The sequence below is a fragment of the Microbacterium sp. KR10-403 genome (assembly GCF_040196215.1).
Lineage (GTDB): Bacteria > Actinomycetota > Actinomycetes > Actinomycetales > Microbacteriaceae > Microbacterium.
In genome coordinates this window covers 87,064-103,089 of the sequence record NZ_JBEGDC010000004.1, presented here as the reverse complement: position 1 = coordinate 103,089, position 16,026 = coordinate 87,064, and the positions used below count along the sequence as shown (strand labels likewise).

Here is a 16,026-nt window from a genome sequence, read left to right as displayed (position 1 = left end):
TCACTCCGTCTCGGTCTCGTCGCCGTACAGCCCGGAGCCGTTCAGAGGTGCGCCGTCTCTGTCGCGATGGCGGCGCTGCACCGTCAGCGCGCCGACAGCGCCGAGTGCCGCCAGCCCGAGCACGCCGACCACCGAGACGATCGCCCACGCGGGGGCGTTCGCCGGCGGGAGGTCGCGCACGGTGACGGGCGCTGCACTCGCCGCCGTGGGCTCGTCCGCGGCATCCACGAAGGGACTGGCCGGTCCCCGCAGTCCCGCACCCGGCACGAGCGTGAGGGCGCTGTAGGGCTGGATGACGCCCCAGCCCGACACGTCGTCGCGCGCGTCGGGATCGGCGCGTCGCGCCGTGACCTCGAGGCGGTACGCCCACTGCGCGGGGGTCTCGTTCGGGAATGCCGAGGCCACCAGTGCCGCCGCCGCCGACACATACGCGGCGGCATAGCTCGTGGCCGGCGGCTGGCCCTGCTGGGGGAAGATGCAGTCTCCGCCGAGGGTACTGAGCGACAGGATGTTCTCGCCCGGGGCCGCCAGCGAGACCTGCGGCCCGTGGATGCTGGCGTCGGTGACCACGCCGTCGGCGCTGAGCGCCGCGACGCCGACCACTCCCGGGTAGCCGGCGGGGAAGCGGTCGCCGTCGGCCTCGCCGTCGCTGCGGTTGTCGGCGCTGGCGACGATGAGGCTTCCCTTCTCGGTGGCGTATGCGACCGCGCTGCGCAGCCTGTCGTCGTCGGTCGGCGTGCTCAAGGACACGTTGATGATCTGTGCACCCTCGTCGGCCGCATACCGGATGCCCGCCGCGAGGCGCCCGATGTCGGGACCGTTGCCGGCCTTGACAGCCTCGTCGTCTTCGCCCGCATACACGCGCACCGGCAGGATCTCCACGTCGGGCGCGAGCCCGACGAGGCCCGAGCCGTCGTCGGCCTGCGTCGCGATCTGGCCGGCGATGATCGTGCCGTGCCCGAAGTCGTCCGTTCGTCCGTACCGGTCACCGTCGTCGTCGACGAGGCTGGTGCCCTTCAGGACGACCCCGGACAGGCGCGGGCTCGAGACATCCACTCCCGAATCCACCACGGCGACCGTGACGCCGGCACCCCGGGTGACGGTCCACGCGCGCTCGACCTGCAGCACGGCGAATGCCGGTGGCGTGTCGGTGAGGCGCGTCTGCGCGGTGCACTCGTCGGAGGTCGCCTGGGCGACGGCGGCAGGAGCGGCGTCGGTGGATGCCGCGGACGCCGGCAGAGCGCCCGGCAGCAGCGCGAGGGACAACAACGCCAACGCGGCGGTCGTCGTCCCGGCCGTCACCCGTGCGCGGTGCCTCATCCGCCGACGGTCTTCCCCGCGGCGTCGGTGGTCAGCGCCGGTCCGGTGGGCAGCAGGTCGGTCCATGCGGCCTCGACGGTGCCGACGTCGTCGGCGTCGTAGCCGAGCCGGGCGACGGTCTCAGCCGTGGCACCGGGCAGGCTGAAGGCCGTTCCCGTCGCGTCCACCAGGGTGAGCATTTGGCTGCTGTCTTCGCCGGCCTGCGCAGAGACGAGCGCGCCGGCGCCCGCGCCCACCTGAACGCCGGCCGTCGCCTCGCGGGATGTCGGCTGCGACGCGAGCACGGTCTGCGCGGTCGTGGCCTCGTGCGTCAGCAGCGCGCACGGGCGTCGGTCGTCACCGAGCGCGGTGAAGCCGTTCTCCGGCCAGTCTGCGCCGCCGCCGGGCGCCTTCGCGGTCTGCAGGCCGCGCACCTGCGCCGCGGCGACCTCGGTGGGGGCATGCACGCTCGGGCCGTTGCCGAGCTGATAGAGCTGCCATGCCAGCGGGCTGAGCGCGGCGAGCTCGCCGTCATCGGTGATGAGGAACCGCTCGTCGTCGGCGGTGCCCTCGATGTGCACGACTTCGCCGGTGGAGAGTTTCGAGTCGCCGACCGGTTGAGGGTTCGCGACGGTGATCGGTGCCAGCTCCGTGCCGGCGTCGAAGAGGTTCAGCCATGAAGCCGGCACCTTCTGTGCGCCGGACGATGTGATCCCCGCGGCGCGCAGCACCGCATCGCTGTCGGCGGCGGTGACCGGGTGACGCACGTGACCGGCGACGACGAACAGGTCGGAGCCGGTGGTGACCACGACGGCGTCGGGAGTGGCCGCGGCGGCCGGCGTCGCGGCGATGCGGGTCGACAGCCCCTGATCGGCGAGGCAGCTGGTCCAGCCGTCGTTCACGAGGGCGGATGCCGGGGGCAGGGCGTCGGGCGCACCGACGATGCCGAGCGTCGAGCCGAGCGAGACGTCGGCGAGGTCGCTCTGGTTGGTGGTGATGACCGTGAACGAGCTCGACGGGATCAGCAGGCGAGCGCTGGCCGTGTTGACCACGGGGTGCAGTGTGCCGTCGATCGTCACGTAGCGCGCCCCGGTGTCTTTCGCGAGTACGAGGCGACCGTTCTCCCACCCGCTCGGCAGTCCGGGGTGGACAAGGCCCCAGAACACGCCCACGCCCACGACCGCGACCGACAGTGCGATCGCCGCGATGACGGCGCGCATCGGCTTGGCGGGCTCGAGTTCTTTGCCTCCGGGCGCACCGCTGACGAAGGCGGTCAGCAGACGGCGCTGTGAGAAGCTCTGCGCCTGGATCAGGTCGCCCTTGGTCGCCATGGAGTCAGGCCAGTCCCGCCGCGATGACGCCGACCGGCAGCAGGGAGGCGAGGATGACCAGCTCGGCGACGTCGGCCACGCGGCTCATCCGCATGCGGGTCGCCGGTGCGATCAGGGTGACCGTGACGACGACGACCGTGGCGGCGACGACGATGATCAGCAGCAGCGACTGCAGCGCCGGCTGCGCGACGGCGGTGACGACGCCGGTGAGGCCCAGTCCGACCGTCGACAGGGTCATGATCGCCATGACGTGGCTGCGCGCGTAGACCTGGCGTGCGGGGAACATCGTCCCGACGAAGGCCAGGGCGCACAGGGCGCTGCCGGCGGGGGTGGATGCCGCCACCAGCGGCGTCGCGACGAGGATGCACACGCCCAGCGCGAGGCGCGTCACAAGAAGGGCGCGGGCGGCGATCGCGGTGCGGCGCGCGACATCCTCTCCGTCGATGGGCGTCGGGTCGGCGAAGACCTCGGCGTCGCTGTGCGGGGAGATGACGCGGATGCGGGTGGAGCTGAGAACGAGCCAGGGGAGAGCGTTCGACGCCGTCGCGACGATGGCCGCCATGAGCGCGTACACCGCGACGGCAGCGCTCGGCATGAGCGCGACAAGGCCGCCGGCGATGCCGATGACGGCGCCGGCGACGACGACGCCGAGGGCCACCTCGCGCTTCTCGGGCATGAGTGCTGCCGTGGCACCGCCGGCGACGAGGGCGCCCGCGCCTGCGACGGCGAGCGGCAGACCCCAGGGCTGACCGTCGCCGATGACGGCGAGGTACCCGGCGACGGCAGCGAAGACACCGGCCGCGATGCCGAGGGCGTGGCCGGCGCCCAGCTGACCGAGGCGTGCGACCACGACCGCCACGGCGACGAGGAGCACGGCTCCGACGCCCGCGATGAGGGCGCCGATCGGCACGGCCGGACCGGCGGCGAGCAGGACCACCGCACACACGCCGAGCAGCGTGAGGCTCGCGGCGAGGGCGGTGCGCACGCCGTCCTGCGGCGTCCAGGGCCGGTGCTGTTCTTCGGTCGCATCGATCACGGCTTCGACGACGTCGTCGTACACGCGTGGCTGAGCGACTAGTCCGCCGCGGGCGAGGGTGAGCACATCTCCGTCGAGAACGCCCTGTGCGGCCGCCGTGCTGCTGGCATCCAGTGCGCGCCCGTCGGCCCGGCGCAGCTCATATCCCGCGTGCGTCATCGTCGCGTCGAGCAGCCCGAGGTTGCGGGCGAAGCCCGGCATCAGTTCGATGAGGGGGAGCTGAGCGGGAATGCCGACGTCGAGACGCCGCCCCTCGCCGAGCACCGAAACGCGCACGAGGGCGCGTGGTGCACTCACCGTCTGACTCACCCGGACAGTCTAACGATGCGTCTCAGACGCTCGAGGATAACTTTTTTATCTTCGTGGGGCGTTGCTGTGTGTTTTCATGGTTGGTGTTGGCCTGGCGGTGTGTCGGGTTGTCTTTGATCGTGGGAGGTTGTGATGGCTGGTCTGATTTCGGCCGAGGAAGGTGCGCTGGCGCGTGGTGCGCAGGCGGTGAATGAGGCCAAGGCCGGGATTGACCAGCAGGTCAAGTTCGTGCGTGGCGAGATCGAGCAGGTGTCGGGTTTCTGGACGGGTGCTGCGGCGGGTTCGTTCGGGCAGTTGATGGCTCGGTGGGATGAGGAGACTCGGAAGCTGAACAATGTGCTGGTCACGTTGGAGGATGCGCTGCGGGGGACCGAGCGTGACCAGTCGGCGACGGAGGATTCGCATCAGCAGACCATTGCGGGCCTCGGCTCGATGATGGGCCAGTGAGCGTTTCGGTATTGAGGGAAGGGTATTGATGATGCAGTCGATGTCGGTCAAGCCGGAGCAGGTTACGGCGCTGTCGGGTCAGATTCGTACGGGTGCGCGGGGTATCGCGTCGCGGCTGGAGACGTTGGAGTCTGAGGTCGGGAAGTTGCGGGCGTCGTGGGATGGTTCGGCGCAGCAGGCGTATGACCAGGCGCAGCGTGAGTGGACGAAGTCGTTGCAGGCGTTGAACACGCTGCTGGAGCAGATCTCGGTGAAGACCGAGCAGATCTCGCAGGGGTATGTGTCGCAGGACAACTCGTCGGCGGGTCGTTTCTCGAACTGAGTATGCGGTGACTGGTTGTCGTGGCCCGACTCGTTCGGGCCACGACACCTGCACGTGAAGGAGAGTGGGTTATGGCTATCTTGCCCGGCATGATCAGCATCGACGGGGATCTTCTCCTGAACATCAACTCGGTGCTCAAAGACACGCATGACGGTCTGCCGACGCGTGAGGACGCGAGCAATGTCGTCGGCACCACCGAAGAGCACGCGACGGCGGCATTCATGAGCCGTGTCACGAAGATCGCCGACCAGCTCGGTGACCACACGAACGTCGTGCGCGTCACCGTCAAGGATCACGTCGAGATCATGCAGCAGGCCGCGACATCGATGCAGGACAACGACGAGCACAACGCGGACTGGGTCAAGACACAGGACACGATGTTCGACGAGACGGCGACCTCCACGACGGCGGCCGATGTCACCGCCGCACAGGAGACCCTGGAGTCCGAGAACGAGGCGCCCACGTCGCCCGCGGCCGCGTCTTCCACATCCGCTTCTTCCACGACCTCGACGAACACCTCCTCGACGTCGGATGTCGGAGACATGTGATGACCCCATTCTCGCGTGCCGGCGGTGTCGTCGCGGCATGTGCGATGGCGATGGCGCTGACGGTCGTGCCCACGGTCGCGGCTCAGGCGGACGAAGGCACGAACTGGTGGTACGACGGCTTCAAAGTGGCCGAAGTGCAGGCCGACGGCTGGACAGGAGCGGGCGTGAAGGTCGCTGTGATCGACAAGCAGATCAACCCGGACCTGGATGTGTTCCAGGGGGCTCATCTGACCGTCGACGACCGCGCGCTGTGCAAGAGCGGAGAAGTGCGAGTGTCGGGCTCGGACGTGTCGGATGAGGCCAGCCATGGCTCCGATGTGACCGCGCTCTTGATCGGCAACGGCAAAGGCAAGGGAAACGTGCGCGGAATCGCGCCGGACGCTGATGTCACGTTCTACGGAACCGGCCCTGCCGACACGCTCGGTCTCTGCGACCCCGCCGGTGATTTCGACGGACGCTCGGCGTTGGGCGAGGGCATTCACCGCGCGGTGGCCGGCGGTGCGCGGGTCATCTCGATCTCTCAGGGGTCCTCGTCGATGACATCTGCCGACGATGAAGCCGTGGCGGCGGCGCTCGCTGCCGGTGTGGTGATCGTCGTGGCCACTCCCAACTCTGCGAACGAGGCGGATCAGACCTGGCCGTGGTCGTTCAACGGCGTCGTCGCCGTGAACGCATTCGATACGAGCGGACGAATACAGGAAGACCAGCAGATCCCGGGCAAGCGGATCGGCTGGAAAGAGACGACGGTCGTCGCGCCGGGCGTGGACTTTCCGTCCGTGGACTGGCGCAGCGGCTCATGGATCATCAGCGGGGCAAGTCTGGCGACGCCGCTGACGGCGGGCATCGTCGCGGTGGCGGCGCAGAAATACCCGAAGGCCACCGGGAATCAGTTGATCCAATCACTGATCCACAACACGGGAACCGAGGAGCACGAGCTCTCACGTGAGGGGGCGCTCGGATATGGCCGCGTGTCATTGCGACACGTCTTGAACGTCGATCCGACGACGTATCCGGATGAGAATCCGTTGATGGACAAGTCGTCCGGCCGGCCGACGGCCGCCCAAGTGGCGAATGCCCAGGCTGCGGCATCCCCCGTCCCGTCGGCGTCACCGACGCACTGGAGCCCCTCCGCGACGCCGGGGGCGCTCGCGTCCAGCGGCGGCGGGCTGGTGGTCCCGCTCCTGGTGGGTGGTGGCGTCATCCTGCTGCTGATCGTGATCGCTGTGGTCGTGATCATCGTGGTCGTGACGAATCGCAAGAAGAACAAGAGCGTGGGAGGTGCGGTGTGACCGGCATCTGGGAAGACCGACTCAACAACATCGCGTACGGGCTGACGTTCGGCATGCCGGACGCCGCGACCGTCATCGAGAAGATGGAAGACCTGAAGAAGGTTCTCCTCAAGGCAGCCAATGAACCCGGTGCGAGTGGTCGGACCGGCGATGCGGCGGCGGAGAACCTGCGGGCGGCGGCTACTCGGGCGCAGGCGATCGCCGACACCACGAAGGCTGTCAAAGCCAAGGTCGACGAGGCGGCCGAGGTGCAGTTCGCCGCACAGACTGCATGGCAGGATCTCCCGGAAGGGGAGCTGAGCCAGAGCACGATCGATCGCATCAACAGCACCGCGGACGGTGACGGCGTCAACGTCGACGAAGTCGGAATGTGTCTCGTCAAGAACGCGAACACCTTGTCCAACGTCAAGGCCGCTGTCGCGGCGAAACGTGAGAGTGCCGCGAAGACCGCGGTGGAGAAGGCCAGTGACGACCTCGACAAGATCGAGTTCCCGCCCGAGGTCACGGACCACGACGGAAAACGGCCGGGCGGGGGCGACGGCAGTGACGGCAGCTCCGGGAGCTACCCCTCGTCGTCTGGTTCGTCGCAGCCGAGAAGCTTCTCGTACTACCCGGATGCGAGCGGATCCTCTGGTGGTGGCGGGTCCTCAACCGTCAGCCGGGCCGATGGCTCCTCGATCGATTGGGGTCCGGGAAGCTACCCGCTCGATACGGGGACCGGTTCGACCCCTTCCGTCGGAGGATCGAGTCACCCCGGCGGCGGTTCATCCGCTCCGGGTGATGGATCGGGCGGCGGCCTGACTCCGAACGGGCAGGGCGGTGGCGGTACCACCTGGACCGGCGGGTCGTCGGGTGCAGCGACGGGTCTCGGAATCGGCGGCTCAGCCGGATCCGGCCTTCTGGGCAACATCGGCACGGGTGGCGCGGTGGCCGGTGCCGGCGGCGCCGCCCTCTTCGGCGGTGCACGTCTTGCCGGTGGGTTCGGCGCGACCGGGGGCGCCGCGGCGACCGGTGGCGTTTCGGGCTCCGGTGCTTCGGCGGGCGGCTCGCTCGGTGTGCGGGGCGCCGCAGGCGTCGGCGGTGCATCCGGGTCGGGCACTGCAGTGGGGCCGGGCGGCGTCGGCGGTCTCGGCCGCGGCGGTGCAGCAGGGACGGCCGGGCGCACCGGTGGGTTGCTCGGCGGAACGCGTGCCGGCAGCGGTGCGGGGGCAGCCTCGTCGTCTGCGGGCGCGGGCGCCGGTGGGCGCTCGGGTGCGGTCGGAGCGGGCGGGCGACCGGGAGCGGCTGGACGCGAGCGGGACAAGGAGCAGGGCCGTGGCCTCGGCGGGCCGATCGCACCGCACCTTGAAGACGAGGAGCAGCGCGGTCCGCGGTCGGCGTCAGCCGGTGCCGGCGGACGCGGGTGACCCATTCTTATCGTCAGCAACGACCTGCCGGTCGCCGGAGGATGTCGCTAGGCCGCCTCAGCGGTCTTTCGCTCGCCAGTGGCGTCGCGGTCGCATTGGTCGTGGTGCCCGCGGTCCTGGCATCGGCCGATGATGGGCCATCGGACTGACACGACGCCCGACGACAATGCGTTGACGCGCAGCGACACGACCGGGTACGGTCCGGTCGCGCTGCGGCACATCCTGCCGAGCGACGCCGCGGTCTTGGTGCTCACAGGTACGCCGCTCCCGGGAATTCTCGAGGATAACTTTTTTATCTTCGTGGGGCGTTGCTGTGTGTTTTCATGGTTGGTGTTGGCCTGGCGGTGTGTCGGGTTGTCTTTGATCGTGGGAGGTTGTGATGGCTGGTCTGATTTCGGCCGAGGAAGGTGCGCTGGCGCGTGGTGCGCAGGCGGTGAATGAGGCCAAGGCCGGGATTGACCAGCAGGTCAAGTTCGTGCGTGGCGAGATCGAGCAGGTGTCGGGTTTCTGGACGGGTGCTGCGGCGGGTTCGTTCGGGCAGTTGATGGCTCGGTGGGATGAGGAGACTCGGAAGCTGAACAATGTGCTGGTCACGTTGGAGGATGCGCTGCGGGGGACCGAGCGTGACCAGTCGGCGACGGAGGATTCGCATCAGCAGACCATTGCGGGCCTCGGCTCGATGATGGGCCAGTGAGCGTTTCGGTTTTGAGGGAAGGGTATTGATGATGCAGTCGATGTCGGTCAAGCCGGAGCAGGTCACGGCGCTGTCGGGTCAGATTCGTACGGGTGCGCGGGGTATCGCGTCGCGGCTGGAGACGTTGGAGTCTGAGGTCGGGAAGTTGCGGGCGTCGTGGGATGGTTCGGCGCAGCAGGCGTATGACCAGGCGCAGCGTGAGTGGACGAAGTCGTTGCAGGCGTTGAACACGCTGCTGGAGCAGATCTCGGTGAAGACCGAGCAGATCTCGCAGGGGTATGTGTCGCAGGACAACTCGTCGGCGGGTCGTTTCTCGAACTGAGTATGCGGTGACTGGTTGTCGTGGCCCGACTCGTTCGGGCCACGACACCTGCACGTGAAGGAGAAGAGGCGTGGGCTCGGCGGCCCGATCGCCCCGCGGCTCGAGGACGATGAAGAGCGCGGGCCGCGCTCGGCGGCAGAGCCGGAGCAGGCGGCCGCGGCTGAGCCACACTGGTGGGGCGTCGTCGCGCACGACGGCGCCCCACCGGTGTGCGGATCGGCAGAGGAGTCCGCCGATCAGGGTGATGCGAGGATGGACGAGTGGATTCGGTCGAGACAGCACAGCGGCGACGCGTTGTGATCTGCGACGGTCCGGTGCGACACGACGTCGCAGCGTCCGCCGACTCTGCTCTCGGCGCCGTACTGCGGCATCTCGGTATCGACCCGTCTGCGGTCACGCTGCACGATCGCGCCGGTTCTGCGCTCGATCTCGCACGACCTCTCGGTGATTGCGAGGACGGCACCGTGCTGACCGTCGTCGATCCCTCTGCCACGACGACGCCGCGACGGCAGCGCGCACGGGCGGCCGCGGCATCCACCCCTCACGAGCACATTCCCGCGGTCCTCGCCGTCTTCGCGGTTCTGCTCGTCGCGCTCACGCCACTGACCACGCGTGCGTCGACGCCTCTGACGGCCGCGCTGGGCGCCGTCGCCGCGATCGGTGCCGTCGTCGGCGGAGTGGTCTGGGCACGCCGCACACCCGGAGACGACGTCGAACTGTCGGGCGGGTTCTTCGCCTCGCCCGTCCTCGTGCTGGCGGCCGGGCTGCTGGTCGCGCCGTCACTGGCGTGGGGGAGTGTGCACGTCGCGGTGATCTGTGCAGCCACCGCGGTCGCCGTGCTCTCGGGCGTGCTCGCACTGGTCGCGGCGGGGCGAGTCGTCGCGGCCGCCTACGCCACGGTGGCGGTGCTCGGCGCGGGCCTCGCCGTGTTATGGACGATCATCCTGCTGCTGAGCATGCCGGCCTCGGCCGCCTGCGCCGTGGCGCTCGGGCTCACCCCGCTCGTACTGCGCCTGCTGCCCTCCACGGCGCTGAACGCCGCCCCGGGCATGTTCATCGACTTCGTGCGCTTCCAGACCCTGCGGTGGAGCGTGCGCGAACGCGAACCCGAGCCGGCCCACGCCGTGCGCGCGGCGCAGGCCCGCACGATGGTCGCGCAGTCGGCGGCACGGTGGCGCGTCGGTGCGATCATCACCTGTCTGACGGCGGCCGCCTCGGCGCCCTTCGCGCTCGTCCCGCTGGCGGGTGACCCCGTGGTGTTCGCCGGGCAGATCGCTCTGGCCGCGTGCGGCACGATCGCGCTGGCGCTGCAGAGCCGTCGTGCGCTCGACCCGATGGTGCGGTGGATGCCGCGGGCCGCCGCGGCCGTGGTGGTGCTCTCTCTGGTCGCCGCGGCCCTCGGCGGTGTCGGTGCCGAGCTCGTCCTCGCCGGCGCGGTGGTGCTGCTGGTCGGCGGCGTCGTGATCGCCGCGGTCACCGTTCCCGTCGGCCGAGGCGCCCGCTCGCTGCGCTGGTCGCGCGTGGGTGACATGCTCGAGTCCCTGACGGTGGCGCTGGCGCTGCCCGCAGGCCTGCTCGCCGCCGGGTTCATCGACCTGCTCCGTGGGATGATGGCCTGATGACTGCGCGCAGCACCGGCCCGGCCAGCGCTTCGGCATGCGCAGTCTGCGGCGCCGAGGTCCATACGGGGGCAGCGGTGTGCCCGCAGTGCGGTGCCGCGCAGGTGCGACCGGCAGGCGTCGCCGCGCGCATGGCGGCGCTGACCCTCGACATCGCCGCGGTGGCGATCGTGACCTGCGTCGTGCTGCTGGCCACCCGCTCGATCATGTTCGCCGCAGTTGCTGCGGCGGAAGCCGCACTCGCCCTCTGGATCTTGCAGGCGCGCGCCGGGCTGGGTCTCGGCAACGCCGTCATGCGGCTGCGTACGGCTCGCGTCGACAAGCCGTACTCTCCCGGTGGCGGGCGCGCCCTGGTGCGCGGCGTGTTCACCGGCGTCGGGCTGGCGGTGTTCGCGGTCGGCGCCTGGCTGCTCGAACTCACCGGTGTGGCCGATCGCAGCGGCTGGCGACGCTCGTGGGCCGACCGTGCCGCGGGCACCGTGGTGGTCGAGGTGCCTCGCATGGCCGCCCGCGAGCAGGCGGCGGTGCGGGCTCGAACGGCCCAGCAGGCCCTGCCATCGGCGGCCCCTGCCGAGCCACTGATCGCCCGCCCGGCCGCGGGTGCGGGCCTGGCCGCGGCGGCTCGCCGTGCGACCGGCCTCATCACGGATGTGCCCGGTTCACGAGTGCCCGCGGGAGCGCCCCTCGCGGCGCCGGCGCCTCCGGCACCCCTCGGCGCGCCGGGTCCGCGCCGTTCCACCGCCGTGCCGGCGCCCGCGGCGCCGCCGACGCCCGCACGTGCCGTCGCGCCATCCGCGACGCCGGTGGTCCCGCCACGACAGGCGGTGGCACCAGCGGCCCCACCGGTCGCTCCGACGCCGGCCGCGGCATCCGCCCCGCCTGCCGCGGCAGCCACGCCGGCCGCGGCATCCGCCCCTCCCGACGTCGCACCGCCGGCGCCCGGATCGCGCCGCGCACGACGGGTGGCGACCGGCGACGTGCCGGTGATGTCGTCGACGCCGGGCCCGCGCCGCTCGGGTGCGCAGCCCTCGAGCCGGGGGACGCAGACGGTGCTGTTCGCCTTCGACACCGGTCAGCGCCTGGAAGCTCCTGTGCCCTGCGCCGTCGTGCTCGGCCGGCACCCCAGCCCGCTGGAGGAAGGCGACCTCGTGATCACGGTCGACGATCCGCAACGCACCGTCTCCAGCACGCATGCGCGGCTCGAGATCGGTGTCGACGACGCCTGGGTCACCGACCTCGGGTCGACGAACGGTTCTGACCTGATCACCGAGGACGGCGCCGCCAAGCGCCTCGTCGCCCAGCAGCGCGCGCTCGTCGAGGACGGCACGCGCGTGCGCATCGGCGACCGCGCGCTGACCATGACGAGACTGGCCGGAGACGACGCATGAGCACCCGAACGCGCCTGGCGCCGCCCCGCAAGCCCGAGGAGCGGATCGTCGTGCAGCCGCCACCCGAGCTGGTCCCCAGCGAGGGCGGCTCCGGCATCCTCACTTCACTGCTGCCGATGGTCGGCAGCCTCGGCGCCATCGTCATGATCACCGTGACGAACTCGGGCCCCACCGGGTTCCTCACCGGCGGCATGTTCCTGCTCTCGTCGCTCGGCTTCGTGGCCGTCAACGGCTGGCGGCAGCGCTCGCAGCACAACGCGCAGGTGCTGGGCAACCGCCGCGAATACCTCGCCTACCTCGGCCAGCTGCGCGACAGCGTGCGGGTCGCGGCCCGTCAGCAGCGTCGCCACGACAACTGGGAGAACCCCGCACCCTCGACACTGCCGTTCCTCGTCGAGGAGCGCACGCGCGTATGGGAGCGGCGCTCGAGCGACGAGCAGTTCTTGCGTGTGCGGGTCGGCGTCAACGACCAGCCGCTGTCATTGGAGCTCACCGCGCCCGAGCTGCCGCCGCTCGCCCAGCTCGATCCGGTGGCCGCGTCGGCGGCGCACCGTCTGATGCTCACACATGAGACCCAGCACGAGCTGCCGTGCGCGATAGATCTTGCCGACTACGCGCGCGTGGAGATCACCGGCCCCGACGACGCGCGGGTGCGGGCTCTGGCACGTTCGATGCTCGTGGGCGTCGCCGCGCTGCATGATCCGGAGGACGTCGTCATCGCCGTGCTGTGCGATGAAGCGCAGACGCCCGAGTGGGAATGGGCGAAGTGGCTGCCGCACGCGCACTCGCAGCGTGCACGCGACCGACTGGGTGCCGCCCGCATGATCGGCACCTCGCTCGACGCACTCAAAGACATGCTGCCGGCGGGCCTGGCCGAGCGTGGCCGCTTCCAGCGGGGCGACGTGGCGTCCTCGCCGCATGTGATCCTCGTCTCCGACGGGGTCTCCCTGCCGATGGGCGACCCGCTCGTCGGGCGCGAGGGAGTGCAGGGGGTCACCGTCATCGACCTGCCCACGCGCTGGGGTGAGCTCGAAGACCCGTCGACCGTGCGCCTCGCGCTGAGTGCCGACCCCGCAGGCCAGGCCGAGATCCTCGATGTGATGGCATCCACGGAGCTGTTCACGCCGGATGCCGCGACGATCGTGGAGGCGGAGGCCACGGCCCGCCGGCTCATGTCGCTGCGACCGGTGCCGGTCGCAGCCGGCGGTGCCGGCGCCGCCGAGAAGAGCGTCGGCCAGCGCGAGCTCGTCGATCTGCTCGGCCTGCCCGATGTGCGCGACCTCGACCTCGACCGCGCCTGGGCCCCGCGCCTGGAGCGTGACCGGCTGCGCGTGCCGATCGGCCAGGACACCTCGGGCGCCCCGCTGATCCTCGACCTGAAGGAGGCGGCGCAGCAGGGCATGGGCCCGCACGGCGTGCTCATCGGCGCCACAGGCTCGGGCAAGTCCGAGGTGCTGCGCACCCTGGTGCTCGCGCTCGCCCTGACCCACTCGCCCGAGCAGCTGAACTTCGTGCTCGTCGACTTCAAGGGTGGTGCGACGTTCGCCGGAATGGCGGGGATGCCGCATGTCTCGGCCGTCATCACGAACCTCGGCAGCGAGCTGGCCCTGGTCGACCGCTTCCAAGACGCCCTGCAGGGCGAGGTCGTGCGCCGGCAGGAGCTGCTGCGCGCCGCGGGCAACTTCGCGAACGTCACCGACTACGAGAAGGCGCGCCGCAACGGCCGCACCGACCTCGAGCCGCTGCCGGCCCTGGTGATCGTGGCCGACGAGTTCTCCGAGCTGCTGGCCGCAAAGCCCGAGTTCGTCGACAGCTTCATCAACATCGGCCGCGTGGGCCGTTCGCTGGCGGTGCACCTGCTGCTGGCTTCGCAGCGACTCGAGGAGGGCAAGCTCAAGGGGCTCGACACCTACCTGTCGTACCGCGTCGGTCTGCGCACCTTCTCGGCCGCCGAGTCGCGCACCGTCCTGGGCGTGCCCGACGCCTACACGCTGCCGCAGCAGCCCGGCGTCGGCTACCTCAAATCGGGCACCGAAGAACTCATCCAGTTCCGCGCCGCGTACGTCTCGGGCCCGCCGAAGGGGCGCCGTTCGGCAGCGGCGACATCGGGCGGCGACGTGTATGCCGGTGCCGCCGAGATCGAGGTGTTCACCGCGGCATCCCGAGCCCTCGACAACGACGACGAGACCTCCGCACCCGTCGTCACGGCCGCGCCGGTCGAGCAGGAGAAGCGATCGACGTTCGAACTCGCCGTCGACCGCATGGTCGGGCGTGGACCCGAGGCGCACCAGGTGTGGCTGCCGCCGCTGCACGAACCGGCCACCCTCGGCCAGCTCATGCCCGATCTCGCCGTGGACCCCGACCTCGGTCTCGTCTCGCGAGGGTGGCGGGATGCCGGGGCCCTCACCGTTCCGCTCGGGATCGTCGACGTGCCGCTCGAGCAGCGTCGCGAGCAGCTCACCGTGTCGCTGGGCGGCGCAGCCGGCCACGTCGCGATCGTGGGCGCACCGCTCAGCGGAAAGTCCACCCTCGCGCGCACGCTCGTGTCGGCGCTCGCGCTGACCACGACGCCGCGCGAGGCGCAGTTCTACGTGCTCGACTTCGGCGGCGGCGCGTTCTCGGGCATGCAGAAGCACCCGCACATCGCGGGAGTGGCCACACGCACCGACCAGGAGTCCGTCCGCCGCGCCGTGGCCGAGGTCGAGGGCATCCTGGATGCCCGGGAGAAGTACTTCCGTGACCAGGGCATCGACTCGATCGACACCTACCGGCAACGCCGGGCGCAGGGCATCGTCGACGACGGGTACGGCGACGTGTTCCTCATCGTCGACGGATGGCCGACGCTGCGCAGCGAGTACGAGGCCCTCGAAGTGAGGGTGCAGACGATCGCCGGTCGCGGCCTCGGCTTCGGCATCCACATCGTGGTCACCGCCAACCGCTGGATGGAGATCCGCGCGAGTCTGAAGGACCTCATCCAGACTCGACTCGAGCTGCGCCTGGGTGACTCGAGCGACTCGGAGATCGATCGCAAGCAGGCGGAGAACGTCGCGCGCAACATGCCCGGTCGCGGGCTCAGCCGGGCCAAGCTGCAGATGCTCACCGCGCTGCCGCGCATCGACGACGACCAGAACCCGAGCAGCCTCGCCGACGGCGTCGACGCCATGATCTCGCGCATGAACGAGGCGTGGCGCGGCCCGGCCGGACCCAAGCTGCGGCTGCTGCCGCAGCTGCTCACTCTCGAAGCCGCCCGCGCTCAGGCGGGTCCCGGCTACGGGAGTCTCCTGCTCGGCGTCGACGAGGCGCATCTGCGTCCGTTCGGCATCGACCCCCGTGTCGAGGCGCACGCGTTCCTGTACGGCGATGCCGGCACCGGCAAATCGTCGTTCCTGCGCGGCATCGTGCAGGAGATCACGCGCCTGTACACGCCGGCGCAGGCGAAGATCTTCGTCGTCGACTACCGTCGCTCACTGCTCGGCGAGGTGCCGCAGGACTACCTGGGCGCCTACCTCACCGCGCACGACATGGCGACCTCGGGCATGCAGGAGCTCTCGCAGTTCTTCTCCGGCCGCATCCCCGGCCCGGACGTGACGCCCGAGCAGCTGCGCAACCGCAGCTGGTGGCAGGGCGCCGAGGGGTTCATCATCGTCGACGACTACGACCTCGTGGCCACCAGCCAGGGCAACCCGCTCGCGGTGCTGCAGCCGCTGCTCGCCCAGGCGACCGATCTCGGCCTGCACGTGATCCTCACCCGCCGTACCGGTGGCGCCAGCCGTGCCGCGTACGACCCGATCATCCAGCGGTTCACCGACCTGGGCGTGACCGGCATCCTGCTCGGCGGCAACCCCGAAGAGGGCGCGCTCATCGGTCGCGTCAAGCCCGTGCCGTCGGCACCGGGCCGCGCGCAGGTGGTCAGCCGCAATGCGGGCACGTTCTCGGCGCAGCTGGTGTACTCGCCGCCGACCGTCGCCTAGCACCAGCAAGTCCTCAACCCATCGACATAGCCGACGATGATCCGT

General features: G+C 70.4%; 13 protein-coding genes. 10 read left to right on the top strand and 3 right to left on the bottom strand.

The annotated features are described in order from the left end of the window. Genes ABMQ42_RS09780 through eccD form a run of 3 tightly spaced genes read right to left on the bottom strand, consistent with a single transcriptional unit; the run spans nt 1 to nt 3,975 of the window. Nucleotides 1-1,320: a S8 family serine peptidase gene (locus ABMQ42_RS09780; protein ID WP_349722795.1), complete on the bottom strand. Its 1,320-nt coding sequence runs from the start codon at nt 1,318-1,320 to the stop codon at nt 1-3. After that, a complete protein-coding gene (gene eccB, locus ABMQ42_RS09775; RefSeq protein WP_349722794.1) occupies nt 1,317-2,630 on the bottom strand; it encodes a type VII secretion protein EccB in 1,314 nt (437 codons plus the stop codon). Before eccB ends, ABMQ42_RS09780 begins: the two co-directional genes overlap by 4 nt. A gap of 4 nt (nt 2,631-2,634) precedes the next feature. Next, nucleotides 2,635-3,975 (bottom strand): type VII secretion integral membrane protein EccD, encoded by a 1,341-nt coding sequence (gene eccD, locus ABMQ42_RS09770; RefSeq protein WP_349722793.1) that lies wholly within the window; start codon nt 3,973-3,975, stop codon nt 2,635-2,637. Between the two features lie 132 nt (nt 3,976-4,107). On the opposite strand from eccD, the gene ABMQ42_RS09765 reads away from it, so the two are divergent. The 10 genes from ABMQ42_RS09765 to eccCa all read left to right on the top strand — a co-directional run bounded on the left by ABMQ42_RS09765 (nt 4,108) and on the right by eccCa (nt 15,981). Beyond that, nucleotides 4,108-4,422 carry a WXG100 family type VII secretion target gene (locus ABMQ42_RS09765; RefSeq protein ID WP_349722789.1) on the top strand — a complete coding sequence of 105 codons (315 nt, stop codon included), beginning with the start codon at nt 4,108-4,110 and terminating at the stop codon, nt 4,420-4,422. Nucleotides 4,423-4,462: 40 nt separating this feature from the next. After that, nucleotides 4,463-4,744, top strand: coding sequence for a WXG100 family type VII secretion target (locus ABMQ42_RS09760; RefSeq protein ID WP_349722788.1), 282 nt, complete (start codon nt 4,463-4,465; stop codon nt 4,742-4,744). A gap of 71 nt (nt 4,745-4,815) precedes the next feature. Further along, nucleotides 4,816-5,292, top strand: coding sequence for a hypothetical protein (locus tag ABMQ42_RS09755; protein WP_349722792.1), 477 nt, complete (start codon nt 4,816-4,818; stop codon nt 5,290-5,292). Continuing rightward, nucleotides 5,292-6,581 carry a S8 family serine peptidase gene (locus tag ABMQ42_RS09750; RefSeq protein ID WP_349722791.1) on the top strand — a complete coding sequence of 430 codons (1,290 nt, stop codon included), beginning with the start codon at nt 5,292-5,294 and terminating at the stop codon, nt 6,579-6,581. Before ABMQ42_RS09755 ends, ABMQ42_RS09750 begins: the two co-directional genes overlap by 1 nt. Before the next feature lie 53 nt (nt 6,582-6,634). Next, nucleotides 6,635-7,987: a hypothetical protein gene (locus ABMQ42_RS09745; protein WP_349722790.1), complete on the top strand. Its 1,353-nt coding sequence runs from the start codon at nt 6,635-6,637 to the stop codon at nt 7,985-7,987. 379 nt (nt 7,988-8,366) lie between these two features. Then, the gene (locus ABMQ42_RS09740) at nt 8,367-8,681 is read left to right on the top strand and encodes a WXG100 family type VII secretion target (protein ID WP_349722789.1); all 315 of its coding nucleotides are present in this window, start codon (nt 8,367-8,369) and stop codon (nt 8,679-8,681) included. A gap of 40 nt (nt 8,682-8,721) precedes the next feature. Continuing rightward, nucleotides 8,722-9,003, top strand: a complete 282-nt coding sequence (locus tag ABMQ42_RS09735; protein WP_349722788.1) for a WXG100 family type VII secretion target — start codon at nt 8,722-8,724, stop codon at nt 9,001-9,003. A gap of 260 nt (nt 9,004-9,263) precedes the next feature. Continuing rightward, nucleotides 9,264-10,622 carry a hypothetical protein gene (locus ABMQ42_RS09730; protein WP_349722787.1) on the top strand — a complete coding sequence of 453 codons (1,359 nt, stop codon included), beginning with the start codon at nt 9,264-9,266 and terminating at the stop codon, nt 10,620-10,622. Next, nucleotides 10,622-12,010, top strand: a complete 1,389-nt coding sequence (locus ABMQ42_RS09725) for an FHA domain-containing protein (protein ID WP_349722786.1) — start codon at nt 10,622-10,624, stop codon at nt 12,008-12,010. The genes ABMQ42_RS09730 and ABMQ42_RS09725 overlap by 1 nt, the downstream gene beginning before the upstream one ends. Then, nucleotides 12,007-15,981, top strand: a complete 3,975-nt coding sequence (gene eccCa, locus ABMQ42_RS09720; protein ID WP_349722785.1) for a type VII secretion protein EccCa — start codon at nt 12,007-12,009, stop codon at nt 15,979-15,981. Before ABMQ42_RS09725 ends, eccCa begins: the two co-directional genes overlap by 4 nt. The last annotated feature ends 45 nt before the right edge of the window (nt 15,982-16,026 follow it).